Source organism: Kocuria rhizosphaerae (assembly GCF_044462265.1).
GTDB classification, from domain to species: domain Bacteria; phylum Actinomycetota; class Actinomycetes; order Actinomycetales; family Micrococcaceae; genus Kocuria; species Kocuria rhizosphaerae.
Genome location: NZ_JBISWL010000154.1, coordinates 1 through 24676, shown reverse-complemented (window position 1 = coordinate 24676; position 24676 = coordinate 1). Strand labels below are relative to the sequence as shown.

The 24676-nt window shown below is 73.1% G+C and carries 18 protein-coding genes; 6 read left to right on the top strand and 12 right to left on the bottom strand.

What is annotated here, in order from left to right; all coding sequences use genetic code 11:
• Positions 1-37 precede the first annotated feature (37 nt).
• The gene (gene pth / locus ACH9EU_RS18050) at positions 38-616 is read left to right on the top strand and encodes an aminoacyl-tRNA hydrolase (RefSeq protein ID WP_396415290.1); all 579 of its coding nucleotides are present in this window, start codon (positions 38-40) and stop codon (positions 614-616) included.
• 64 nt (positions 617-680) lie between these two features.
• Here the strand turns inward: pth and ACH9EU_RS18045 are convergent, their stop codons facing one another.
• The 6 genes from ACH9EU_RS18045 to ACH9EU_RS18020 form a co-directional block, all read right to left on the bottom strand.
• Positions 681-2012, bottom strand: coding sequence for a lipopolysaccharide biosynthesis protein (locus ACH9EU_RS18045; RefSeq protein ID WP_396415289.1), 1332 nt, complete (start codon positions 2010-2012; stop codon positions 681-683).
• The gene (locus tag ACH9EU_RS18040; RefSeq protein ID WP_396415288.1) at positions 2009-3484 is read right to left on the bottom strand and encodes a hypothetical protein; all 1476 of its coding nucleotides are present in this window, start codon (positions 3482-3484) and stop codon (positions 2009-2011) included. Before ACH9EU_RS18040 ends, ACH9EU_RS18045 begins: the two co-directional genes overlap by 4 nt.
• Positions 3481-4536 (bottom strand): glycosyltransferase, encoded by a 1056-nt coding sequence (locus ACH9EU_RS18035; RefSeq protein WP_396415287.1) that lies wholly within the window; start codon positions 4534-4536, stop codon positions 3481-3483. The genes ACH9EU_RS18040 and ACH9EU_RS18035 overlap by 4 nt, the downstream gene beginning before the upstream one ends.
• A complete protein-coding gene (locus ACH9EU_RS18030) occupies positions 4533-5306 on the bottom strand; it encodes a Wzz/FepE/Etk N-terminal domain-containing protein (protein WP_396415286.1) in 774 nt (257 codons plus the stop codon). Before ACH9EU_RS18030 ends, ACH9EU_RS18035 begins: the two co-directional genes overlap by 4 nt.
• A gap of 322 nt (positions 5307-5628) precedes the next feature.
• Positions 5629-6921: a Na+/H+ antiporter NhaA gene (gene nhaA, locus ACH9EU_RS18025; protein ID WP_396415285.1), complete on the bottom strand. Its 1293-nt coding sequence runs from the start codon at positions 6919-6921 to the stop codon at positions 5629-5631.
• A gap of 64 nt (positions 6922-6985) precedes the next feature.
• Positions 6986-7480 carry a DUF2505 domain-containing protein gene (locus ACH9EU_RS18020; protein ID WP_396415284.1) on the bottom strand — a complete coding sequence of 165 codons (495 nt, stop codon included), beginning with the start codon at positions 7478-7480 and terminating at the stop codon, positions 6986-6988.
• A gap of 104 nt (positions 7481-7584) precedes the next feature.
• Between ACH9EU_RS18020 and ACH9EU_RS18015 the strand changes: the two genes are divergently transcribed.
• From ACH9EU_RS18015 to ACH9EU_RS18005, 3 genes are all read left to right on the top strand, one after another.
• The gene (locus ACH9EU_RS18015; protein ID WP_396415283.1) at positions 7585-9369 is read left to right on the top strand and encodes a cellulase family glycosylhydrolase; all 1785 of its coding nucleotides are present in this window, start codon (positions 7585-7587) and stop codon (positions 9367-9369) included.
• A gap of 157 nt (positions 9370-9526) precedes the next feature.
• Complete coding sequence (mfd, locus tag ACH9EU_RS18010; protein ID WP_396415282.1) at positions 9527-13261, top strand: transcription-repair coupling factor; 3735 nt, start codon at positions 9527-9529, stop codon at positions 13259-13261.
• Positions 13262-13536: 275 nt separating this feature from the next.
• Positions 13537-14910, top strand: coding sequence for an acyltransferase family protein (locus ACH9EU_RS18005; protein WP_396415281.1), 1374 nt, complete (start codon positions 13537-13539; stop codon positions 14908-14910).
• Between the two features lie 213 nt (positions 14911-15123).
• Here ACH9EU_RS18005 and ACH9EU_RS18000 read toward each other — a convergent pair whose 3' ends face one another.
• On the bottom strand, positions 15124-17349 hold the full coding sequence (locus ACH9EU_RS18000; RefSeq protein ID WP_396415280.1) for a bifunctional polysaccharide deacetylase/glycosyltransferase family 2 protein: 2226 nt from the start codon (positions 17347-17349) through the stop codon (positions 15124-15126).
• A gap of 728 nt (positions 17350-18077) precedes the next feature.
• On the opposite strand from ACH9EU_RS18000, the gene ACH9EU_RS17995 reads away from it, so the two are divergent.
• The gene (locus ACH9EU_RS17995; protein WP_396415279.1) at positions 18078-19115 is read left to right on the top strand and encodes a chitinase; all 1038 of its coding nucleotides are present in this window, start codon (positions 18078-18080) and stop codon (positions 19113-19115) included.
• A gap of 84 nt (positions 19116-19199) precedes the next feature.
• Here ACH9EU_RS17995 and ACH9EU_RS17990 read toward each other — a convergent pair whose 3' ends face one another.
• From ACH9EU_RS17990 to ACH9EU_RS17970, 5 genes are all read right to left on the bottom strand, one after another.
• On the bottom strand, positions 19200-19625 hold the full coding sequence (locus ACH9EU_RS17990) for a hypothetical protein (RefSeq protein ID WP_396415278.1): 426 nt from the start codon (positions 19623-19625) through the stop codon (positions 19200-19202).
• A gap of 114 nt (positions 19626-19739) precedes the next feature.
• Positions 19740-20402, bottom strand: coding sequence for a deoxyribose-phosphate aldolase (gene deoC / locus ACH9EU_RS17985; protein WP_396415277.1), 663 nt, complete (start codon positions 20400-20402; stop codon positions 19740-19742).
• 108 nt (positions 20403-20510) lie between these two features.
• Positions 20511-21317, bottom strand: coding sequence for an ATP-binding cassette domain-containing protein (locus ACH9EU_RS17980; protein WP_396415276.1), 807 nt, complete (start codon positions 21315-21317; stop codon positions 20511-20513).
• The gene (locus ACH9EU_RS17975; protein ID WP_396415275.1) at positions 21314-22444 is read right to left on the bottom strand and encodes an iron chelate uptake ABC transporter family permease subunit; all 1131 of its coding nucleotides are present in this window, start codon (positions 22442-22444) and stop codon (positions 21314-21316) included. Before ACH9EU_RS17975 ends, ACH9EU_RS17980 begins: the two co-directional genes overlap by 4 nt.
• Positions 22441-23472: an iron chelate uptake ABC transporter family permease subunit gene (locus ACH9EU_RS17970; RefSeq protein WP_396415274.1), complete on the bottom strand. Its 1032-nt coding sequence runs from the start codon at positions 23470-23472 to the stop codon at positions 22441-22443. Before ACH9EU_RS17970 ends, ACH9EU_RS17975 begins: the two co-directional genes overlap by 4 nt.
• Before the next feature lie 119 nt (positions 23473-23591).
• On the opposite strand from ACH9EU_RS17970, the gene ACH9EU_RS17965 reads away from it, so the two are divergent.
• On the top strand, positions 23592-24611 hold the full coding sequence (locus ACH9EU_RS17965) for an ABC transporter substrate-binding protein (RefSeq protein ID WP_396415273.1): 1020 nt from the start codon (positions 23592-23594) through the stop codon (positions 24609-24611).
• The last annotated feature ends 65 nt before the right edge of the window (positions 24612-24676 follow it).

The following is a 24676-nucleotide window of genomic DNA, read 5'->3' as shown; positions in this document are numbered from 1 at the left end:
CACTTCTCGTGGACGCCCCGACCCCCTGGAGGCACCGATGTCCGACACATGGCTGGTGGTGGGACTGGGCAACCCCGGTCCCGAGTACGCGCGCACCCGGCACAACGTGGGACAGATGGTCCTCGACGAGCTGGCCTCCCGGGTGGACGGCGGCTTCAAGGTGCACAAGGCCCGCGCCCAGGTGCTCGAGTCCCGGCTGCGCCCGGGCGGGCCGCGGCTCGTGCTGGCCAAGCCGATGACCTACATGAACGTCTCCGGCGGCCCGGTGGCCGGGCTCGCCCGCTTCTACGGGATCCCCCCGGAGCGGGTCGTGGCCGTGCACGACGAGATCGACATCCCCTTCGCCGCGCTCAAGCTGAAGATCGGCGGGGGAGAGGGCGGGCACAACGGCCTGCGGGACATGTCCAAGGCGCTGGGCACGAAGGACTACCACCGGGTGCGGGTGGGCGTGGGCCGCCCGCCCGGGCGGACGGACGCGGCGGCCTTCGTGCTCAAGCCGTTCTCCTCCACCGAGCACCGGGAGCTGCCCTTCCTGCTCGACGACGCCGCCGACGCGGTCGAGATCCTCGTGGAGCAGGGGCTGCTCGAGGCGCAGCAGAAGTACCACTCGCGCTGACCCCGGCGCCGCCCCGGGGGCCGGCGCGCGGCCGCCGCGCAGGGACCGTCCTGCCCCCGCCGGTCTACGAGGCCTGTTCGGCGAGCCGCCGGGCCAGGTCCCGGCGGATCCACCACACGTTGACCAGCACCTGGCACAGGCCCATGGCCACCACGGTGCTCCACACGGTGCCGGTGGCCCCGAGCACGGGGATGAGCAGGAGCGCGAGCCCGACCTTCAGGGGGACCATCGCGACGATGGGCGCGATCTGGAACCGCAGGCCGCGCACGTCCGTCATGTACATGCCCAGGGGGAACTTGGCGGCCTCGACGGCCACGTAGGCGCTGAAGGCCAGCAGCAGCGGAAGCGGCAGCTCGATCTTCCCGTCCGAGACGAAGGCCACCACCCACGGGGAGACCACGCACAGCCCCAGGGCCAGCACGAGGCCGCCGGCCACGAAGACGAGCGACATCTGCCACGGCGCCTGGACCGTGGCCGTCGCGCGGTTGCGCGCGAACACCGGCCACAGGGCCACGCCCGCGGCGGCGACGGTCTGCAGGATGATCCCGAACAGCTGGTAGGCCAGGCTGTACCGGACGAGCTCCGCCTGGGTGCTCAGGTGCGAGAGCATGATCCGGTCGGTGGCGAGCGCGATCGGCAGGATGACCATCTGGACGAGCATCGGCCCCGCCACGTCCATGATCCGCAGACCCGGGAAGCGCCGGGGCCGCAGCAGCTGGCGGGCCACCCGGCCCAGCTGGGGCCGCAGCAGCCGGGCCGCCTGCCACAGGCCGAGGGCCCCGGCCAGGGCGTTCGCCCCGTAGGAGAAGACGGCGAGCCAACTGCCCGCGGGCGCGGAGAGCGCGATGGCCAGGCTCACCAGCAGGAGCATCGTGGGGGCCACCACGAACTGGTTCGCGATCTGGCGGGTCGTCCGTCCCAGGCCCACCAGGATGCGCGTGCCCACCGCCAGCGGCAGGCCCACGGCGAAGATCACCATGGCCGCCATCGCCGGCACCGCGGCCTGCTCGCTCATGGCGTTGCCCAGCAGCGGCCGCCACAGCCCGAAGACCGTCAGGGCCACGGCCACGAGGCAGATCGTGGCCGTGGAGAGGAAGATGATGCGGAACGCCGAGAGCAGGGTGCGCCGGACGACGTCGTCCTCCTGCGGGTGCTGCGAGGCCGCGATCACGGAGATGGCCGCGGCCGCGACCCCCAGGTCCGCGAAGGGCAGCAGGTCCCGCAGGGAGGTCAGCAGCCCGTACTGGGCGTAGGCCTCCGTGCCGAAGTGGCTGATGATCAGGCGCGTGGTGAGGATCCCGACGAGCCCGGAGACGCCCATGAGCACGACCTTGGCGCCCGCGGTGGAACCGACGGACCGGAACTGCTGCCGCCTGGTGGTCGCGATGATGCTCATCGCCGGGCGGCCTTCGGCTCCGGGGCCTCCGGCGGCGTGGGCAGGCCGGGCCGCCGCAGCCCCAGGAACCGGACCTCGCCGCGGGGCACGAGCATCAGGCCCAGGCACAGCGACAGGATCGGGGCGACCGTGTACAGCGGGCCGAAGAACATGGTCCACAGCGTGAACAGCAGCGCGGCCCCCTGGAGGGGCGTGAGGGAGCGCGTGGAGAACCGGCGGGCGAGCGCGTCCACCAGCGCCCAGACCAGGAGCAGCCCCAGCACGAGGCCGGGCAGCCCGAACATCGCCCACAGGTCGCCGAGACCCGAGTGCACCTCGAGGCTGCGGCCGAACATGTAGTTGTACACGTACCCGTTGTCGGGGTCGTAGTTGAGCCGGCCCATCGCCTGCTGGGCCGCGGCGATCCCCTCCGGATTGAGCACGGTGCCCGCGCCGAAGCCCTCCGGCCGGTGCAGGAACAGCCCCGCGGTGGCGCCCATCTCGGGCCGGCCGCCGAGCAGCACCGACCCCGCCCGCAACGCCTGCTCCTGGGTGCGCAGCTGCGTGGAGAGCCCGAGCACGCCGCTGAGCGCGAGCCGCGTGAACAGCTCGTAGGCCGCCAGCCCGAGCACGCCGACGAGCAGCACCACGCGCCCCGCGCCCAGGTGCCGCAGCCTCCGCGGCAGCGGCAGCGCCTGGAGCGCGAGGACCAGTGCCGCCACGAGGAACATCCCGGTCAGGGAGCGCGAGTCCTGGAGGGCCGAGGCCACCACGAAGGCCAGCAGCGTCAGCACGCCCGCCAGGCGGCTGTTCAGCGCCTGGACCGCGGCGAGCGCCAGGACGGCCAGCGGCATGCCCCACTGGTACTTCCACGGGTTGTCGAGTCCGGGGATGGTCGTGGCCTCGGCGAGCAGCCCGAGGCCGTACACGAGTCCGATCTGCCACTCGCTCAGCACGGGACGGAGCCACAGGATCAGCCCGGCGCCGGTCACGATCCCCGCCAGGAGGGCGGCGTTCTGCACGGTCATGGACGCGGAGACCTCGTAGGCCCCGGCGCTCGCCGCGGTCAGCCACACCCCCGTGAGCACGGCGGCGGCCGTCAGCAGCAGCAGCGCCGGCACGTGGCGGTAGCGGGCGGCGGTCGCCATCCACAGCGGCAGGAGGGCCAGGCCCAGGACGTGCCCGGTGGTCACCCCGGCGCCGACCTCCACCCGCAGGCCGGCGTTGAGCACCGCGACGACGGCGACGGCGAGCAGCAGCCACCGCAGCACCAGGTTCGCGTACCGGCGCCTGGCCGCCGGGCCGAGCCGCGGTGCGGTGCTGGGGACCGGGCTCCGCCCGCTCCCGGACCCGGACCCGGCCTGGTACCTCGACCCGGCCTCGGGCCCGTCCTCCGGCCCGTCCTCCGGCCCGGCGTCGGGCCCGGTGCCGGGCCCGGTGCCGGGCCTGATCCCAGGCTCCGTCCGGGGCTCCTGGCGGGCCGGTGTGCTCACGGCCGGTTCCTCGCCGCGGCCGGCCGGGCCGGCACGGCCGAGATGCCCCGCACGGACGCGAGCGCCCGCCGGTAGGCCCCGGCGTGCGCGGGCCCGGCGTGGGACCACGCCCGCCGGCTCAGGTCCGGGCGGGTGCCGCGGCGGGCCGGGGCGGTGGCGCGGACGTCCTGGAGGGCCCGGGTCAGGCCCGTGCCGTCCAGCTCGCCCGGGAACAGGTGCACCCAGCCCGGGCCGACCTCCCCGGCCAGCCGCCGGTTGACCTCGTTGTCGGGGACGAGCACGGGGCGGTCCAGGGACAGGGCCGTGAGGACGCCGCCGGAGTTGTGCATGTGCCGGTAGGGCAGGACCACGAGCTCGGACTCGGTGACGGCGGCGACCAGCTCGGCGTCGTCGACGAAGGCCAGGCGCAGGTGGACCCGGCGGTCGTCGGCGGCGAGCGCGCGGAGCTCGGCCGCGAGCTCCGGGCTCGTGGGCCTGCCGGAGACGCTCAGCGACAGACCCGGGCCCGGCACCGCCCGGAAGGCCTCGAGCAGCGTCTCGGTGCCCTTGTACCGGCGGATCTGGCCGACGAAGGCCAGGCGCCCCGGAACCGTCCGCTGCCGGGGCAGCCCGTCGAACCAGTCCCGGTAGTGGCCGTGCCGCACGAGGGTGTGCGGCTGGTCCTCCGGCAGCCGGGTGCTGTCGTTGAGGACCACCCGGTGGGCGGTGCTCCGGTCGAACCACAGGAGCAGGGCGCGCTCCACTCGGGAGAGCCCCTCGGGCAGGTGCAGGTTGTGCACGGTCCGCACGATCGCGGTGCCGCGGGCCCGGAAGCGCAGCACCATGAGCGCGAACAGCACCTGCCGGACGAGCTTCTTGGGCCCGGGCCGCCCGCCCACGAGGATCTCCGGCCAGTGGGCGTGGAAGACGTCGACCTGCCCGGTCAGGGCGGTGGTCCAGGAGAACGTGGCGAACCCGATCCCCTCGGTCCGGTCCAGCGCCTCGGCGAGCTGGACGATGTAGGGGTTGGTCGTCGGCCGCGGGTCCGGGAAGGAGGAGAGGACCGCGATCACGGCCGTGCCCCCTGCAGCTCCGGCCGGCCGGCCGGCTCCCGCCCCGTCGGCCCGGCGGCGGGGGCGGGCCCCCCGGCGGCCGGCGTGGAGCTCCCGGCGCCCGGTGTCGCGCCGCGCGGACCGGCCTCCGCGCCGGGTCCGGGACGGGACGACCCCTGGGCGAGCCGCGCCCGCAGCAGCGCGTGGCGGGCCACGGCCAGGAGCACGCCGAGGAAGAGCCCGAGCGCGCCGCCGCCGGCGAGGTGGAGCTCCAGCCGCGGGGCCACCGGGTCCTGCGGGGTCACGGCCCGGGCGACGGTGCGCAGGTCCAGGGTGGTCGAGTCGGCCTCCGGCTTCGGGGCCGCGTCCTCGACGGCGGTCACCAGGTGCGCGGCGACGGAGTTGGCGACCTGGGACGCCCGGCCGCGGTCGGTGTCGGTCACCGTGATGTTGATGATGGAGGTGTTCACCGGCACCTGTGCGCCGACCCGGTCGGCGAGCACGTCCACGCCGTAGGGCAGGTCCACGTCCCGGGCCACCTCGTCCAGGACCACGCGGCTGTTGGTGAGCTCCGCGTAAGAGTGGATCTGGTAGTTCATGTAGTTGCCGACCTCGCCGAGCTCGTGGGTGGCGACCCCCGGGCTGGGGGTGAGCAGCACCGAGCTGCGGGCCTCGTACGTCGGCTCCGTGTTCGCCGCCAGCAGGGCGCCGCCGCCGACCCCCAGGGCGGTCAGGACGAGGATGACGATCCAGTGGCGCCGCAGCGCGACGAGGTAGTCGAGTGGTTCCATGACGGTGTGCTCCCCCTGCCGACCCGTGGGGCCGGTGCCCGGCAACGGCCTGTGCCCCCGCCTCCGGTGCGGCCCCGGTCCGCTGATGCGCACGGCGAGGTCCGGCCCCGTTCTTCGCACGTGCAATCGAATGTATTTGCATTCGAAGCGTACCGAGCGGGACGCCGTCGCGACCCCCGGGGAGGAGACCTTCTTGTGGGGACACGGCGGGGCCGTTCTGGGGACGTCCCCGGCCGGCGGCGGACGGCGAGCCGCGCTCCGACGTGCCCTCCGGGTCGTCCGGACGGCGGCTCGCCGGGCGGCCCGGCGGAGGCGCCCGAACCTACGGGGCGTCGAGCTTGTCGACCTCCACGCCCTGGTCGCGCAGCTTCCGGTAGTGCCTGTTGCGCACGGTCAGCAGCGTGCCGCCCAGCACGGCGGCCAGCGCGGAGCCCGTGAGGATGCCCACCTTGGCGTGCTCGGCGTGCGCGCTGTCGGGCCCGAAGCTCAGCGCCGCCACCAGCAGGGAGACGGTGAACCCGATCCCGGCCACCAGCGAGAGCCCGCCCAGGTCCAGCCACGTGTAGTCGTCGTCCTTGGACGCCGGGGTGAAGCGGTCCACGAGCCAGGAGGCGCCGAAGATCCCGATGGTCTTGCCCAGCACCAGGCCGAGGACGATCCCGATGGCCACCGTGTCGGTGAGGGACCGGGCCACCCCGTCCACCCCGCCCACGGCCACGCCCGCGGAGAAGAACGCGAAGGCGGGGATGGCCAGTCCGTTGGACAGCGGCCGGAAGCGGTGCTCGAGGGTCGGGGCGAGGCCCAGCTCCGGGACGTCGTGGCGGATCACCCGCGGCTTCACGTGCAGGACCGGGACCATGAAGCCCAGCAGCACCCCGGCGATCGTCGCGTGCACGCCGGCCTCGAGCACGAACAGCCAGGTCAGCAGGCCGATCGGCAGGAGGATCACCCAGGCGGCCCAGGGCCGGGTCAGGAAGAAGATCATGAACCGCTGGGTGAGGACGTAGAACAGCGCCAGCGGCAGCAGGGCGAACAGCAGGAACCGGGCCTCGAGCCCGTCCGTGTAGACGAAGGCGATGATCACGATCGCGATGAGGTCGTCGACCACGGCCAGGGTCAGCAGGAAGGTGCGCATGGCCACGGGCAGGGAGGCGCCCACGACGGCGAGCACGGAGACGGCGAAGGCGATGTCGGTCGCCGTGGGGATCGCCCAGCCACGGATCGCGGTGGGGTCCGAGCCGGCGGCCGAGTGCACCGCCACGTAGATCAGCGCCGGGACGACGACGCCGCCCACCGCCGCGACGACCGGGAGCATCGCCTTGCGGATGTTGCGCAGCTCGCCGTCCACGAACTCGGTCTTGAGCTCCAGGCCGACCAGGAAGAAGAAGATCGCCAGCAGTCCCTCGGACGCCCACTCGCCGACCGTGTGGTCCAGGCCGGGGAAGTCGATGCCGATGTGGGTGTCCCGCAGCGCGAAGTAGCCCTCCGCCCACGGGGAGTTCGCGATCACGAGCGCGGAGAGCATCGCGGTCAGCAGCAGCACACCGCCCACCACGTCCTTGCGGAGGAAGCCGGCCAGCCCGGGCCCGTGCTGGTCGGTCTCGGCTGCGGTCACGGTTGACTCCTGTTCGCCGTCGTCGGGGATCCTCGTCAGTGTAGGCCCGCGACCGGGGCCGTCCTCACCGGGTGAGCCAGGCCTCGGCCTCCCGGGACTGCAGGGACAGGGCCTTGCCGATGAAGGGCTCGGCGGCCTCGGCCACCTTCTTGCCCACGAACGGGATGTTCGACTCGACCACGCAGTGCACGTGCACCTCGGTGGCCTCCCCCTGCGGGGTGAGGGTCTGGGTGGCGCTGCCCGAGATGGGCAGCGCGGCCACCGAGATCTGCGTGCGCACGATGCGGACGCCGTCGGCGTCCGGGGTGTGGTAGGTGTCCACCTGGGTCAGGCGGACGGAGGAGCCCACGAAGCGGCGGGCCATCTCGGGGAGGCGGTCCGCGTTCATCGCCCGGACGGTCGTGACGGCGAACTGCGCCTCGACGTCCCCGACGACGTCCACCGACTCCAGGGTCGCCCCGGCCCGGTGGGTCACGTGGCGGATGAACTCCTCGTCGGAGAAGGTGACCACGACCCGGTCGAGGGGGGCGGGGACGGTGGTGGAGGCGGTGACGGCCATGGGGGCTCCTCGGGTGGGGATCTCGGTTCCGCTTCATCCTAGAGAACTGTCCCCGTCGCGCGACAGGCGCAGGCCGTGGCCGCCCCGCGGGACACCGCCGCCGCATGATCGGCTCCGGGGGCGGCCGCGTGGTGCACTGGGGGGAGCAGAACTCCCCGGAGGCGCACATGACCCGCAGGAACCGGCACGTCCGCCCGGCCCGGGCGCTGCTGGGCGTCGTCCTGCTCGCCCTGACGGGATGCGCCCCCGACCCCGTCGGGTCCGGAACGGCTCCCGCCGACCGTTCCCCCGGCGGCTTCGTCCGGGCGGCCGGCCGGGGCCTGGCGGTGGACGGCGAGCCCTTCCGGCTGAAGGCCGTGAACTTCTCCAGCGGCTACTACGACGACGTCGACGGCTCCGCGCTGCTGGACGCCCCGCACCACACCGAGCAGGACGTCGAGCACGCGCGGGCGATGGGCTTCAACAGCATCCGTCTGGCCGTCGACGGGAACTGGTACCTGGACGACCCCGACGTGTTCTGGCACTGGCTGGACCGCAACGTCGGGTGGGCACGGCGGCACGACGTGCGGCTGATCCTCGACCTGCACGTTCCCATCGGCGGGTTCTGGCTGGACCGGGGCAGCGAGGCCTACGGCTTCGACCTGTGGTCGGACCCTGACCTCCGGCGGCAGAACGCGCAGCTGTGGCGCGAGATCGCGGACCGGTACCGGGACGAGCCGGCCGTCGCGGCGTACGACCTGCTCAACGAGCCGGTGACGACCGACCCGACCGGCGAGCAGTGGCAGGAGTTCGCCGAGCAGCTGGTGGACGCGGTGCGCTCCGTGGACGAGAACCACCTGCTGGTGGTCGAGGCCGTCCACGGGGTCGACGGCCTGTTCGGCACGGCCGGGACGGACCCGCACTTCCTGGTCGGGGACGACAACGTCGTCTACGACTTCCACTTCTACGAGCCGTTCGCCTACACCCACCAGTACGCCGGCTGGATACCGGCCGGCGACGGCGGCACCTACCCCGACCCGGACGCCCTCATGGCCACCGGCGAGCCCCGGCGGCTGCCGGGGAGCACCGTGGCCACCGGCGCGCTGCCCATGGGCACGTCGGAGTGGCGGGAGTTCGACAGCGGCAGGGTCGTGATCGACGACGGATCCGCGGCCGCCGCGGCACCCGTGGCCGTCGTGGACGGCGGCATGCGCGGAACCGTCCGGTTCGACGCCGTCACCGTCACCGAGTATGCCCCGGACGGGACCGAGCTCCGCCGGGTGGTCGACGACCGGATCGGCGCGGCCGACGCCCTGAACTGGTACGAGTGGCAGAGCGGGGACGGCACGGCGCCCGCGGCGCAGTTCGAGCGGGAGCCCTCCGGGCACGACGACGACGGCGGCCTGTCGGTCACCGACGCCTCGCCGGCGGACTCCGTGGCGGGCTGGAGCAACGAGGGGCACCTCTTCGAGGTGGTGCCGGGGAACCGGTACCGCGTCCGGGGCTGGATGCGGGGCGAGGACGTGAGCGGCCGGGGCGGCACGGACCCCCGGATCCGGTGGCGGCTGGACGTGTACGCCCAGCCGGCCGGGCCCGAGGAGGGCCGCTTCCTGCCCCGGGACAGGACGTACCTCGAGGAGGAGCTGAGGGAGCACCTGGAGTTCGGCGCCGCCCACGGTGTGCCGATGTCGGTCCTGGAGTTCGGCGCCGTCCGGCAGACCTTCGAGACGGAGGGCAAGGGAGGAGCGCGCTGGGTGGCCGACGTGCTCGACCTGCTGGAGGAGCACGAGCTGAGCTTCGGCTACTGGGAGTACCGCGGCCCCGACATGGGCATCCTCCGCGGCGGCGAGGAGCCGTCGGAGGAACCCGCGGGAGAGCTCGAGGCGGTGTTGCGGCGCGAGCTGCGCTGAGCGCCGGCGTGCTCGCCGGGCCCCGCGGACCGGGGCGGACCCCGGGGCCCGTCGAGCGGTGTCGGGGCCCGGGAGTAAGCTGGACCCCGCGAACCCCGGCTCCCGCAGCCGCCGCCCCTCAGGCCCTTCCGCCAGCGTCCCAGGAGACTGCGCACCCATGACCTTGTCCGGACTGCTCGCCGCACTCGAGGCGGAGCGCTCCTTCGCCAACATCCGCACCCAGGCGTCGCTGCCGCCGGGGGAGCGCAGCCCCGAGACCGTGATCAGCGCCCCCGACGGCATGCGCGCGGTGCTCACGGCCGAGATCCGCCGCGCCCTGGACGACGCCGACCGGGCCGGCGACGAGGGCGGCTCCGGCGACGCGGACGTCGCGGGCCGGGCGCCCGTGGTGCTGGCCGTGACCGCGACCGGGCGCGAGTCGGAGGACCTCGCCGCGGCACTGGGAGCGTACCTGCCCGAGGGGGAGGTCGCGGAGTTCCCGGCCTGGGAGACCCTGCCGCACGAGCGGCTCTCCCCGCGCTCGGACACCGTCGGACGCCGGCTGGACGTGCTGCGCCGCCTCGCCGGCAACGACCCGGCCCGCCCGGTCCGGGTGCTGACCGCACCGGTCCGCTCGGTGCTCCAGCCCGTCGTCGAGGGCCTGGGGGACATGGCGCCCGTGCGGTTCGTGCGCGGCGAGGAGCCCGGCTTCGAGGAGTCCGTCCGAGCGCTCGCGGACGCCGCCTACGCCCGGGTGGACATGGTGACCCGGCGGGGCGAGTACGCCGTGCGCGGCGGGATCATCGACGTCTTCTCCCCGGTGGAGGACCACCCGGTGCGCGTCGAGTTCTTCGGCGACGAGGTCGAGGAGCTGCGCTGGTTCGCCGTGGCCGACCAGCGCACCCTTCCGGGCCGGGGCCACCCGGGCTCCCTCGTGGCCCCGCCCTGCCGCGAGGTGCTCATCACCCCGTCCGTGACGGCCCGCGCCGCGCGGCTGAAGGACCGGCTGCCCGGGGCAGAGTCGATGCTCGAGCGGATCGCCGGCGGCATCTACGTGGAGGGCATGGAGTCGCTCGCCCCGCTGCTCGTGGACGGCATGGTGCCGGTCCTGCGGCTGCTGCCGCCGGGATCCGTCGTCGTCGTCGTGGAGCCCGAGAAGGTGCGCACGCGCGCCCACGACCTCGTGGCCACCAACGAGGAGTTCCTCCTCGCCGCGTGGGACTCCGCCTCGGACGGGACGTCGGCCCCGCTCGACCTCGCCGCCGCGGAGGGGGCGGGCGACGGCGAGGGACGCACCCTGGCCTCGGGCTCCTTCCAGACCCTCGGCGAGGCCCGGGCCACCGCGCTCGAGCACGGGACCGCGTGGTGGGCGCTGACCGCCCTGAACCTCGGCCTCGGCGCGGCCGTCGACGCCGACACCTCCGACGACGAGGTCGCGCTGCTGGACTCCGAGGCCGACACGCTGACCGTGGCCGCGCGCGACCCGCTGGGCTTCCACGGCGACGTCGAGGCCATGCTCGAGTTCCTGCAGGGGCGGGTGGCCGACGGCTGGCGGGTCGTCGCCGTGACCGAGGGCCCCGGCCCGCTGGCCCGCATCGCGGAGCTGCTGCACGACGCCGGGATCCCCGCGTCCCGCCGGGAGTCGCTCGACGAGCTCCCCCAGCCCGGGGTCGTGGAGCTCACCACGGCGGTCGCGGGGAAGGGGTTCGCCCTCGACGGGCCGCGGATCGTGCTGCTCACCGAGGCGGACCTGCTCGGCAAGGCCAGCCCGTACACGACCAAGGACATGCGCAAGCTCCCGGTGCGGCGCAAGCGCAACGCCGTGGACCCCCTGGCGCTGTCCCCGGGGGACTTCGTGGTCCACGAGCAGCACGGCATCGGCCGTTTCGTGGAGCTCATCCAGCGGCCCATCGCGGGGGCGGTCACCAAGCCCGGTCAGCCCAAGCCGGTGCGCGAGTACCTCGTGCTCGAGTACGCGCCGTCCAAGCGCAACGGCCCGCGCGACCGGCTCTTCGTGCCCACCGACCAGCTGGACCAGGTCACCAACTACGTGGGCGGGGAGACCCCGACGCTGTCGAAGATGGGCGGGGCGGACTGGAACAAGACCAAGCGCGCCGCGAAGAAGGCCGTCAAGGACATCGCCAACGAGCTGATCCGGCTGTACTCGGCACGGATGGCCTCCCGCGGCCACGCCTTCGGCCCCGACACCCCCTGGCAGCGCGAGCTCGAGGAGGCGTTCCCGTACATCGAGACCCCCGACCAGCTGACGACCATCAACGAGGTCAAGGCCGACATGGAGCGGGAGGTCCCCATGGACCGGCTGATCTCCGGGGACGTGGGGTACGGCAAGACCGAGGTGGCCGTGCGCGCGGCGTTCAAGGCGGTGCAGGAGGGCAAGCAGGTGGCCGTGCTCGTGCCCACGACCCTGCTGGCCCAGCAGCACGCCGAGACGTTCACCGAGCGGTTCTCCGGCTTCCCCGTCCACCTGGCCGCCCTCTCCCGCTTCCAGACCGCCAAGGAGACCCAGGCGACCCTCGCGGGTCTGGCCGACGGGTCGATCGACGTGGTCATCGGCACGCACCGGCTGCTGTCCAAGGAGGTGCGGTTCAAGGACCTCGGCCTCGTGGTGATCGACGAGGAGCAGCGCTTCGGGGTGGAGCACAAGGAGAAGCTCAAGGCCATGCGCACCAACGTGGACGTCCTGGCGATGTCCGCGACGCCGATCCCGCGCACCCTGGAGATGTCCCTGACCGGCATCCGCGAGACCTCCACCCTGGCCACCCCGCCGGAGGAGCGCCACCCCGTGCTCACCTATGTGGGCGCCTACACGGACAAGCAGGTCTCCGCGGCCGTGCGCCGCGAGCTCATGCGCGAGGGGCAGGTGTTCTACATCCACAACCGGGTGTCCTCGATCGAGCGCAAGGCCAAGGAGCTCGCCGAGCTCGTGCCCGAGGCCCGGATCGCCGTGGCGCACGGGCAGATGTCGGAGTCCCGGCTGGAGCAGATCATCGTGGACTTCTGGGAGAAGAAGTTCGACGTGCTCGTGTGCACCACGATCGTGGAGACGGGCCTGGACATCGCCAACGCCAACACGCTGATCGTCGACGGCGCGGACCGCTACGGGCTCTCGCAGCTGCACCAGCTGCGCGGGCGCGTGGGCCGCGGCCGCGAGCGGGCCTACGCCTACTTCCTGTACCAGGCCGAGAAGCCGCTGTCCGAGACGGCCCTGGAACGGCTCAAGGCCGTCGCCGCGCACAACGAGCTCGGCGCCGGCATGCAGCTGGCCGTCAAGGACCTCGAGATCCGCGGCGCCGGCAACCTGCTGGGCGGGGAGCAGTCCGGGCACATCGCCGGCGTCGGCTTCGACATGTACCTGCGGCTGGTCGGCGAGGCCGTCGCGGAGTACCGCGGCGAGGAGGACGAGCGGCCCACCGAGATGAAGATCGAGCTGCCGGTCAACGCGTACCTGCCGCACGACTACGTGCCGGGGGAGCGGCTGCGCCTGGAGGCCTATCGCAACCTCGCCAACGCCGCGAGCGAGGAGTCGATCCAGGAGGTCGCCGACGAGCTCGCCGACCGCTACGGCGAGCCGCCCGAGCCCGTGCAGAACCTCCTGGAGGTCGCCCGGTTCCGGGTGGCCGCCCGCGCCGCAGGGCTCACCGACATCGGGGCGCAGGGGACCACGATCCGCTTCGCCCCGGCGGACCTGCCCGAGTCCCGGCAGATGCGCCTGGCCCGCCTCTACCCCGGCGCGCAGGTCAGGACGGTGCCCGGCACCGAGACCGGGCAGGTGCTCGTGCCCAAGCCCAAGACGGAGCGGATCGGCGGCAAGGACCTCGTGGACCGGGAGATCCTGGACTGGGCGCGCGGCGTCGTCGAGGCCGTCTTCGCGAAGGAGCCCGCCACGGCCTGAGCGCCCGTGCCTCCCCGCGCCGGACCGGGTCCCGGCGCGGGGAGGTGCGGCTCGGCCGGCAGCGTCGACGGCGGTTCCTCGTGCAAATTCGTCACAAACGACGTTCTGCGTGCTCCACCCCGCGGATTGCCGTCAGACTGACCGTAGTCGTGGGCGACAGGCCGGCACACCGCGGGGGCGGTGTGCTCGCACCGTGGGGACTTCTTGCGCCGGATCGTGGGGGCACCACCCTGATCACTCATGCTCAGTGCAGTGATGTCAGGGGGGAACACGCCGTGAGTGGTGTCAGCAGTGCCGATGGAGACCAGTCCTCCGGGACGTCCACCGCCGGGCAACCGGTCCGGGACCGCACGAACAGGCGGGCGCCCGGCCGGGACCGCTACCTCGACCTGCTGAGGGCCATCGCCCTGGCCCGTGTGGTGGCCTTCCACACCTTCGGCGGCGCCGTGTTCGCGCTGATCTTTCCCTCGATGGGCGTCATGTTCGCGCTGGCGGGCTCGCTCATGGCGCGGTCCCTCGAACGGCCCGCGCTGGGCGTCCTCGCCGGCCGGACACGTCGGCTGCTGCTGCCCCTGTGGGTGTACAGCCTGACCGTTCTGGTGCTGCTGTTCGTCCACGGATGGCGACCGGGACAGACCGGCAACGGGTCGCTGCAGCCGCTGCTGCCGTGGTTCGTGCCTCTTGCGCATCCTCTCTACCCTCCGAGCCTGGGCGGCGAGGACGCCTTCCTGGCCGCCACCTGGCCGGAGTCGGCGAGCGGGATCCTCTGGTACATCGTGGCCTACTTCTGGTTCATGCTGCTGTCCCCGCTGCTGCTCAAGGCGTACAAGGCTCGCCCCCTGCTGTCCCTGTTCGCCCCCCTCGCCCTGATGGCCTGCCTCGCCCCCGGACTGGTTCCCCTGCCCGCCGGCACGGGGGCCACGATCACGAACTTCGCCATGTACGGCTCCTGCTGGATGCTGGGCTTCGCCTACGAGGCCGGCCACCTGCGCGGCGTGCCGGCCCGGGTGGTCTTCACGGCCGGTCCGGCGCTCATGGGCCTCGGCTTCTGGCTGGCCGCCGCCGATCAGGGGGTGACGGGTTGGGACGTCAGCATCAACGGGACCCCCCTGGGCGGAGCCCTGTGGGCCTTCGGCTTCAGCGCCATGCTGCTGCGCATCTCGCCGTCGTGGAAAGAGCTTCCGCGGCCCATCCGTTTCCTGGACCGGTTCGTGACACTGGTCAACAACAGGGCGATGACCGTCTACCTGTGGCACAACATTCTCATCGTCCTCATCGCCGCCCTCAGGAACCCGCTGTACTCGGTGGAGGCCGTCAGGGAGCACGCGCCCTGGTTGCTGTGGGAGAAGTGGCCCCTGTACCTGGCGGTATGGGTGGCACTCGGTGTGGTGTGCCTCGGGGTCGGATGGGTGGAGGACGTGTCGGCGAGGCGCCCGGCCCGTCTCTGGCCTGACGGTTCCCGGCGCGAGCCCCGAGTCCGCCGGGCGTCGTCGCGGCGCGACGGCTCCGCCTCGAACGGCTGGATGTGGATGTACCCCAGGTCCTTCCGGGACAGCGCGCGGGTCTTCCTCGAGCCCGGAGCTGCTGTGCCGCCCGAGCCCGTCGTCGCACGCCGCCCGGGAACGACCGGCCCGCCCACTCCGGGGTGACGCCCGGTCGGCGGCGGGCACCCCGCTGGCCGACCACTCGGGAGCCGCCTCGACCGAGGTCCAGGGGACCCGGGAACACGGCACGGTCCGGCCTCGTCGTCCGCGGACGGCCCCGCGGCCACGACCGGGCCGGTCGTGTCCCTGTTCCGGAACGGATCGCCGCCGGCCCCGCCCCGCCCCGTGCCGGTGTCGACGTGCCGTGCAGGGCGACGCTCAGACGCGCTGTGCTCGGCGGGTGTCCTGGCTCATGGTGGACATGTCGAGGGTGCTGTTGGTGCGCTCCGGCTTGTACCAGCCGATCTCGCGACCCTTGAGCGCCTGGATCAGGGAGGCGTACACCAGATAGGCCCGCAGCGGCTCGTAGATGAGGCGGTACACCGGCACGATCACCAGGTGGTACGGGCTCTCGCCCACCATCCGGGTCGCGACGACGCAGATCACCGCCTGCACGAACGTGATGCAGAGTCCGAAGAGGATGAGGTTGTTCCACTCGCCCGACATGACGGTCGTCACCGAGAGGAAGGCGACGAGGGGCAGGAAGAGCAGCGGGGTGAGTGTCGCCACCACGGTGTAGGGCAGGGCGATCATCCCCAGGGCTCCGTACCGCGGGCGGAACACCATGTCCTTGTTCTTCCACAGTGCCTGCAGATTGCCGTAGGTCCAGCGCAGCCGCTGCTTGGCCAGGCCGTGGGCGGTGTCCGGGGCCTCGGTCCAGGCCACCGCCGCGTTCTCCTGCACCACCGCGTAGCCGAACCGCTGCAGGGTCAGCGTGAGGTCGGCGTCCTCGGCCAGGGTGTCGTGGGAGTAGCCACCGGCCCGCTGCAGCGCCTCCTTGCGCCAGGCCGAGCACGCGCCGGGGACGATGGAGATGGCTCCCACCGTGCTCTCGGCCATGCGCGTGACGCAGATGCCGGAGATGTACTCCAGCGACTGCCACGCGGTGATCAGGTTGTCGCGGTTGCCGACCTTGATCTGTCCGGCGACGGCTCCGACGGGGCGCGTGCCCTCGGGATCGTAGAAGTGACGGGCGAGCATGCGGATCGTCCGCGGCTCGAAGAGGGTGTCGCCGTCCAGGGTGACGACGATCTCGCCGCGAGCCGCCATGATCCCGTGGTTGCTGGCCACGGACTTGCCGCCGTTGGGCTGGGTGATCACCCTCAGCTGCGGCCACTCCGCGGCCAGCCGCCGCATGATGGCCAGGGTGTCGTCGGTGGACCCGTCGTCGACGGCGACGACCTCGAGGTTCGGGTAGTCGCTGGCCCGCAGGGCCGTCAGCGTGCGGGCCACGACGGGCTCCTCGTTGTACACGGGCAGCACGACGCTCACCAGGGGCAGCTGCTCGTCGGGGATGTCCTGCCACTGCCGGCGCCGCTGCCGCCGGTGACCGATGAGGGCGACCACGATGTAGAGGAACGACATCACGGTCAGCGACCCGATGCCGAACCAGAACAGCCAGTTGACCAGGACGTTGGGCACGGCGGTGAACAGGCCGACCACCGCCGCCGTCGCCAGGTCGTCGAAGGCAGGCTGGACTCCTGCTTGCGGGCGGTGCTCCCGGGGCAGGATCTCGGCCGGCGTCGTGAAGGTGTAGCCCTGCGCCCTCGCCCCGGCGATGATGTCGGCCACGCGCTCAGCGGATTCGGCTCGGTCGGCGCCGAGGCTGTGCAACCGGACGACGTGCCCCTTCCCGTCCAGCTCCGGAAGCCGGATGTCGGTCCCAGGGACGTGACCCGCGCCGGGAACCACCATGTCGTGACCGACGTGCAGGTACCCCAGCTGCTGCCCCTTCAGGACGGCGAGCGGAAAATCCTTCTTCTCTCCCTTCGGCACCCGGAACAGGGGAGTGCTGTATCCGCCGACAGCCCGCATGACGTGGTCCGTGCCGACGAGTTCTCCGCGGTGGCGCAGGCCGTGCTGCTGCCATGAGGTCAGGTGCGTCATGGTGTGGTTGCCGACCGTGTGGCCGTCCCGGACGGTCCGTTCGAACAGCCCGGCGTTCTTCGCGACGTTGGCTCCTGTTCCGAAGAACGTCGCGGGCACGCCCTCGTCGGCCAGCACGTCCAGGAGCTCCTCCGTGTACGCGGCGTGGGGCTCGTCGTTGAAGGTGAGGACCAACGTCTTGTCGGGGACCGCTCCGAAGCGCTCCACGACGTAGGGGCTTCGGCCGATCTCTGTCTTCTCCGCCGTGGTCACCGTGCGCAGGATCTCGCCGCTGAACGGGTCCTTCAGGACCGTCCGCCCGTCCACCTGATCGGCCAGCGACACGCGGGTGAAGACCGCGCCCGAGTCTTCGCCGATCACAGGAACCTCGTCCGGGTCTCCCGTGGCCAGCAGCTGCCGGGGATAGCCCACGTCCTGGTTCAGCGGTTCGGCGCGCACCGGGGTCAGGGCCAGCGGAACCGTCCACGCCAGGGCGCCGACGCAGATGGCGAGCACCACGACGACGGCGGTGAGAGCACGGGACCATCGCCGGCCGGTGGGGTCGAAGAAGACGGGGGCGGAGGTGAGGTCGGTCGATCGCCCGCCGTCCCGGTGAATCGGTGCCGACCGGCCGGCTCGACGCCATGACGGAAACGCCCCGATTCCCAACATCTGAGCCACTGCACACCCATTTCTCGCAGAGGGCGCCCTCGAACCGCGTACGGTTGAATCCCGGCCGTCCCCCCTGGTCAGCCCGCCCCTCCACAGCGTGGCAGGCCACCGACGGGACGTGCAGGGGGGCTCGACAGACGTCCATGAGAACGGGCGAAATGCTTGTGCATGAATGATTCAAGGCAAATTCCGCGGAAGGTGCTCGGCTGTCCCCCGGAAACCGTCCCCAGGAGTTGTCGCACGTCCCCTCATCAGGGGTGATCGGACGCTGTTCTGTCCCCTTTAGGTTCCACAGGCTTCGCTCCTGCTTTTCGTGCTGCATGACTCTCTGTTGCGTCCGGAGGCCCCGCTCCAGCACGTGGGCAGGCTGCGTTTCCGCGCTCCGCTCGATCCCCGCGGCGCCCGTCGGGGTGCTGCGCGTGGGGAACTCCGTACGCGTGGGGAACTCCGTACCATGGGTGAGGCCCGGTGCCGAAGGAGCGGCAGGCTCCCCGCCCGCCGGGGCGGAGCGCGTGGCACCGGTTCGACCCATCCAGGGGCCCTCGGATGGGTGTCCCCCGAACGGAGGACCGACCGTGCACGGACCACCCCGCCGGCGTCGCGCCGTGGCCGCGGCGATGGTGCCGGTCGTTCTCGGCGTGGGCACCCTCACGTCGTGCGCCAACCGGGCCTTCCAGGAACCCTGGTTCGGCAGCTACGTCGACACGACGGCGTGGCCGACGTTCGACTTCGCGTCCGTGGTGGACGGACGGCAGCACATTGTCCTCGGTTTCGTGGTCGCGGACCCGCAGGACCCGTGCGCCCCGTCGTGGGGCGGCTACTTCGGCCCTGAGGAGGCCGGGCAGCGGATCGACCTGGATCGCCGGATCAGTGCGGTCCGGGACCGTGGCGGGGACGTGGTCGTCTCCTTCGGGGGAGCGGCCGGGGACGAGCTGGCCACCGTGTGCGAGGATCCGGCGAGGCTGGCCGAGGCCTACCGGTCCGTCATCGACCGGTACGGGCTGACGACCGTGGACCTCGACATCGAGATGGACGATCTGGGGCGTCCGGGGGCGAACGCGCGCCGGGCCGCGGCTCTCGCGTCCATCCAGGAGGAGCGGAGGAAACCCCTCGACGTCTGGCTGACGTTGCCCCTGGGCCCGTCGGGTCTGGGCGACCCGGCCACGGACGTCGTCGCGCAGGTGCTCGAGAAGGGTGTCCGGTTGTCCGGAGTGAACCTCATGACCATGAACTACGGGGACGGGGCAGGGGACCGTGGCGTGGTGGCGACCACCACCGACGCGGTCCAGGCCGCCCACGACCGGCTCGGCGACGTGTGGGCCGCCGCGGAGCAGCCGCTCTCCGACGACCTGCTGTGGAACCGCATGGGCATCACCCCCATGATCGGCCAGAACGACATCCGGGACGAGGTGCTGGACCAGGAGTCGGCCTCGCGCCTGGCGGAGTTCGCGCGGGAGCGGGGCATGGGGCGGATGTCCTACTGGTCACTGAACCGCGACCGTCCCTGCGGCGACGACGTGCAGGACGTGCGTCACGCCGTCGCCGGCTGCAGCGGGATCGCCCAGGAGGCCGGCGAGTTCACACGGGTGCTGCGGGACGGGTTCGGTGCCTGACACCCGGCCACCACGAGAAACGGTCCCCTGCCGGCGGCAGGGGACCGTTCGTCGTCGCGCGTGGTGGAACCGTGCGCGGTGGGCCTACTCGACGACCTTCCCGTACTTGTCGCCGTGGTGGACGGCCGCGGTGCGGGCGTCGCGCTCGCGGACGTCCTGAGGCCCCTGCCCGAAGTCCGCCGCGGTGCGCTCGGCGCCGGCGACCTCGGTGGTCGTGGGGACGTCCATGGCCACGGTGCGCCCGCCCTCGGCGCGCTTGGCCGTGCTGGAGCGGAGCAGGCTCACGGGCACGAGCAGGGCCAGGCCGTAGAGCAGGAGCCCGATGACCCACACCAGAGGGTTGTCGGGGTAGCTGGCGAAGGCCCAGAAGGAGCCGATCATGATCGCCATGCACGCCGCCAGGAAGAGCAGGTTGTTGAGGGTCCGGCCCTGGCCGGAGAAGGAGCGCACGTCCTGGCCGCGGCCGGTGGTCGTAGACGTGCTGGTGGACGACGGGGCTCTTCTGGCCATGGATCTCACCCTTCAGGCGGTGCGGGGCGGCCGTCGTCGGCCGCGCGGGACATCGGCGCCCAGTCTAGTGGCTCACACCCCGCGGCCGGGACGGGCCGGACGGGCGCGCCCGGCTCATCCCAGGAGCGCGGGACCGCCGCTCGCCCCGATGCGCGAGGCGCCGGCCTCGAGCATCGCCAGGGCGTCCTCCCGCGTGCGGATCCCCCCGGAGGCCTTCACCCCGATCTCGGGGCCCACGGTCTCGCGCATGAGCCGCACGTCCGCCACCGTCGCGCCGCCGGTCGAGAAGCCGGTGGAGGTCTTGACGTAGTCCGCGCCCGCCGCCACGGCGGCCCGGCACGCGAGGACCTTCTGCTCGTCGGTCAGCAGGCACGTCTCGAGGATGACCTTCAGCTTCGCACCGCCCGCGTGGGCGGCCTCGGCGACGGCACGGATGTCGGCCTCGAGGGTCTCCCGTTCACCGGCGCGTGCGGCGGCGATGTCGATGACCATGTCGATCTCCTGGGCGCCCGCGGCCACGGCCGTGGCCGCCTCGAACGCCTTGACGGCGGTCGCGGACGCGCCCAGGGGGAAGCCGACGACGACGCAGGTCAGCACCTCGCTGCCCGCCAGCTGCTCCCGCACGAACCCGGCCCACAGGGGGTTCGTGCACACCGAGGCGAAGCCGTGCTGCCGGGCCTGCGCGCACAGAGCCGCGATCTGCTCGCGGGAGGCCTCCGGCTTGAGGAGGGTGTGGTCGATGGCGGAGGCGAGCCGGCGGAGGCTGGAGGGAGTCACGGACGGCCTTTCGAGGGTCGGGAGGGTCCCGGCCAGCCTACCGGCCGGGTGGCCGGGGACCCGGCCGCCGGCCTGCGCCGCCGGACGCCGGTCGGTGCCCGCGGCGGCTCAGCCGACCGCGGTCCGGCTCAGCGGGATCACGTGGGGGCGGCCCGACGTCGGTTCGGGGACGATCCGGGCCCGCAGCCCGAACACCCGCTCGAGGAGCTCCTCGGTGACGACCTCGCCGGGGCTGCCCTGCGCGACGACGCGTCCGGCGTCCATGGCCACGAGGTGGTCGGAGAAGCGCGCGGCCAGGGAGATGTCGTGCAGGACCATCACCACGGTCCGCCCGAGCTCGCGGTTGAGCCGGTGCACGAGCTCGAGGATCTCTACCTGGTGGGCGAGGTCCAGGTACGTGGTGGGCTCGTCCAGGAGCAGGATGTCGGTGTCCTGCACCAGCGTCAGCGAGATCCACGCCCGCTGGCTCTGGCCCCCGGAGAGCTCGTCCACGGGGGTGTCGGCGAACTCCGCGACCCCCGTGGCCTCCAGGGCGCGGCGCACGGCGTTCTCGTCGGCGCGGGAGAACTGCTGGTACCAGCGCTGCCGGGGGTGGCGGCCCCGGGAGACGAGGTCGGCCACCGTGAGGCCCTCCGGCGCGGTGTGGGACTGCGGCAGGACGGCCAGCAGCTGGGCGACCCGCCGCGTGGACAGCCGGGACAGCGGCACGCCGTCGAGGGTCACCGTTCCGGCCATCGGGCGCAGGAGGCGCCCGAGACCGCGCAGCAGGGTGGACTTGCCGCACCCGTTGGGCCCGATGACGGTGGTGATCCGGCCGTCGGGCACCGCCAGGGTCAGGTCCTCGACGACGGCCCGGCCGTCGTAGCCCAGCGTCAGGCCGCGGGCCTCGAGACGGGAGGAGGGGTCGGGGCTCATGGTGTTCTCCGTTGGGCGCGCAGGACGAGGTGGATGAGGTAGGGCGCCCCGAGCACGGCCGTGGCCACGCCCACCGGCAGGGCGACGGCCAGCAGGTTCGCCGCGGCACTGTCCGCCACCAGGACGAACACGGCGCCCACGAGCGCCGAGACCGTCACCGGCGGCACGGGCGAGCGGGTGAGCAGACGGGCGATCTGCGGGGAGGCCAGGGCCACGAACACGAGGGGTCCGCCGACCACGGTGGCCACCGCCGCCAGCAGCACCGCGAGGGTCAGGGCGCCCACGCGGATCCGGCCGAGACGCAGCCCGAGGCCGACGGCGGTGTCCTCGTCCAGCGCCGAGAGCAGCAGCCACCGCCCGGCGAGCACGGCCAAGGCCAGCAGGACCGTCGCGACCACGGCCATCGGGCGCACGAGCGTCCAGTCCTTGCCGTTGAGCGAGCCCATCATCCAGGTCAGGGCGTGGGCGGCGCTCGTGACGTCGCCCAGGGTCAGCATCCAGGTGGTCATCGCCGCCATGAAACCGGAGACGCCCAGGCCCACCAGGACCAGCCGGTAGCTGTCGACGCCGTGCCGGTAGGCCAGCAGGTACACCGCCACCCCGCTGGCCAGGCCCGCGCAGAAGGCCGCCGCGGGCATCCCGGTGGACGCCGCGAGACCGCTGAGCCCGGCGGCCCCGCCCTCGGCCAGCAGGAGCACGGCCACCGCACCGGCCGAGGCCCCGGAGGTCACGCCGAGGAGGTCGGGACTGGCCAGGGGGTTGCGGGCCACGGTCTGCGTGATCGCCCCCGAGGCCGCCAGGCAGGCCCCGACGAGGACGGCCGCGACCGCGCGGGGTGCCCTGAACTCCACGACCGCGAGCTGGACGCTCGCGTCCGGGGAGTTGCCGGCCAGGGCCGCCAGCACCTGCGGGTAGGGGATCGGCGTGCCCCCGAACGCCACGTGCAGGGCGGCGGCCGCGACCACCAGCACCGTCAGCACCGCGCCGGCGAGCAGGGCGGCGGGATGGACGCGGATCGAGACGGGCCCTGCGCGCAGGGCCCGCACCGACCGCAGCGGCGCGGGCCGCGCGCCGGGGCGGGCTGGCGCCGTCGTCGTCGGCGGGTGGGCGGTCGAGACGGGGTTCATACCGCGGCCAGCTTCCGGCGGCGGGCCAGGTGGACGAAGAACGGGGCCCCGGCGGCGGCCAGCACGACGCCGACGGACAGCTCACCGGGACGGGCGATCACCCGCCCGGCGGTGTCCGCCAGCAGCAGCACGCCGGCCCCGGTGAGGATCCCGGCGGGGACGAGCCAGCGGTGGTCCGGTCCCATGAGCGCCCGGGCGACGTGCGGCACCACCAGCCCGGCGAAGGCGATGGGCCCGGCCAGGGTCACGGAGGCGCCTGCCAGCAGCGTGATCGCGGCGATCCCGGTGGCCCGCGCCCGCGGCACGGAGACGCCCAGCGAGCGGGCCGTGTCCTCGCCCAGCGAGAGGGCGTTGAGCGGTCCCACGTTGAGCGCGGCCAGCAGCAGGCCGAGCGCCAGGAACGGCCAGAGGACCTCCAGGGACCCGTTGCGCACCGCCACCGAGCCCACCTGCCAGAAGCGCAGGGTGTCCAGGGCCTGGTCGTTGAGCAGCACGATCCCCGAGACGAGGCCCGTGCACAGGGCCGAGACGGCCGCACCGGCCAGCACCAGGGTGATCGGGGTGGCTCCGTGCCGGGCGGCCGAACCGATGAGGAAGACCACGACCACGGCCACGAGCGCCCCGGTGAACGCCAGCAGCGCCTGCGTCAACGGGGCGAGCGCCCCGGCCACGGCCGTCGTCGCCACGATCGCCAGGGCCGCGCCCTGGTTGATGCCCAGCAGGCCCGGGTCCGCGATCGGGTTGCGGGTGTGGCCCTGGACGAGCACCCCCGCCAGGCCCAGGCACGCCCCGACGACCACGGCGGTGACCGTGCGCGGCCACCGCAGCTCCCGGATGGTGACGTCCATCACCGTTCCCGAGGGGGTGGCCACGGCGTGCCAGGCCTCCGCGAGGCTCGAGGGCTGCCCGCCCACGCACACGCTGAGCACCACGGCGAGGAGGGCGGCCACCAGTGTCAGGGCCAGGCGCCGGGCCCGGGACCGGGTTGTGGTGCCGCGCGCGGGACGCCCTGCGAGTGCCGTCGCCATGTCACCTCGATTACATCAGGGAACTGTGAGCTAATGTCCGGCGGACTGCTACAGTCTGCCACAGTGAGGTGAGCCTCACCTCATCCGCATCCTGCTCCGCTCGACCGAAGGACCGATCCATGTCCCGTTCCAAGACGCTGCCCGCGGCCGTTCTCGGCCTGTCCCTGTTCGCCCTCACCGCCTGCGGGTCTGGAACGGCCGGGCAAGAGACCTCCTCCCCGGCCGCCACGACCGCCGCCGCCGGGGAGTCCGCCGCCGGCTTCCCGCGGACCGTCGAGCACGCGATGGGGGAGACGACCATCGAGGAGCAGCCGCAGCGCGTGGTGGCCCTGGACCCGAGCTACGTCGACGCCGCCCTGCTGCTGGACGCCGAGCTCGTCGGCTACGCCCAGTACCGGCAGGACCCGGAGGACCCGTTCGCGGACTATCTCGGGGACGTGGAGCAGGAGACGGCCGACTCCGTGAACGTGGGCACCATCGCGGAGCCGAACCTGGAGAAGATCCTGGAGCTGGACCCGGACCTCATCGTCTCCGCCAAGGTCCGCCAGGAGGCCCTCTACCCGCAGCTGGAGAAGATCGCCCCCACGGTCTTCTCGGAGTCCACGGGGCCGACGTGGAAGGAGAACGTCGTGCTGCTCGGCGAGGCCCTGGGCAAGCAGGAGCAGGCGGAGCAGGAGGTCGCCGACTACGAGGCCCGGGCGAAGGCGGTGGGCGAGGCGATCCTGGAGAAGGACCCCGAGGCGACCTACTCGCTGCTGCGCTTCGCCGGTGAGGACACCGCCCGGCTCTACTCCTCCGACTCGTTCATCGGGGAGATCATGGCGGACATGGGCATCCCCCGCCCCGAGGGCCAGCCGGACACCACCGAGAGCATCTTCGTGCCCCTGTCCCAGGAGCAGATCCTCGAGGCCGACGCGGACCTGATCATGGTCAGCGCCTGGACCCCGGACGGCGCCGAGGGCGACGCCTCCCGGGCCCAGCAGGAGCGCTTCGAGTCCAACCCGCTGTGGGACCGGCTCGAGGGCGAGGTCCTGCCCGTGGACGACGAGACCTTCGTGGCCTCCGTGAGCATCCAGGGTGCCCACGCCGTGATCACGGAGCTGGCCGAGCACTACGGGGTCGATCCGCAGCAGTCCTGACCCTCGGGGTCCCGCGCCGGTCCGCCACCGGTGGACCCCGCCGGATCCGGCGCGCAGGCCCGGGC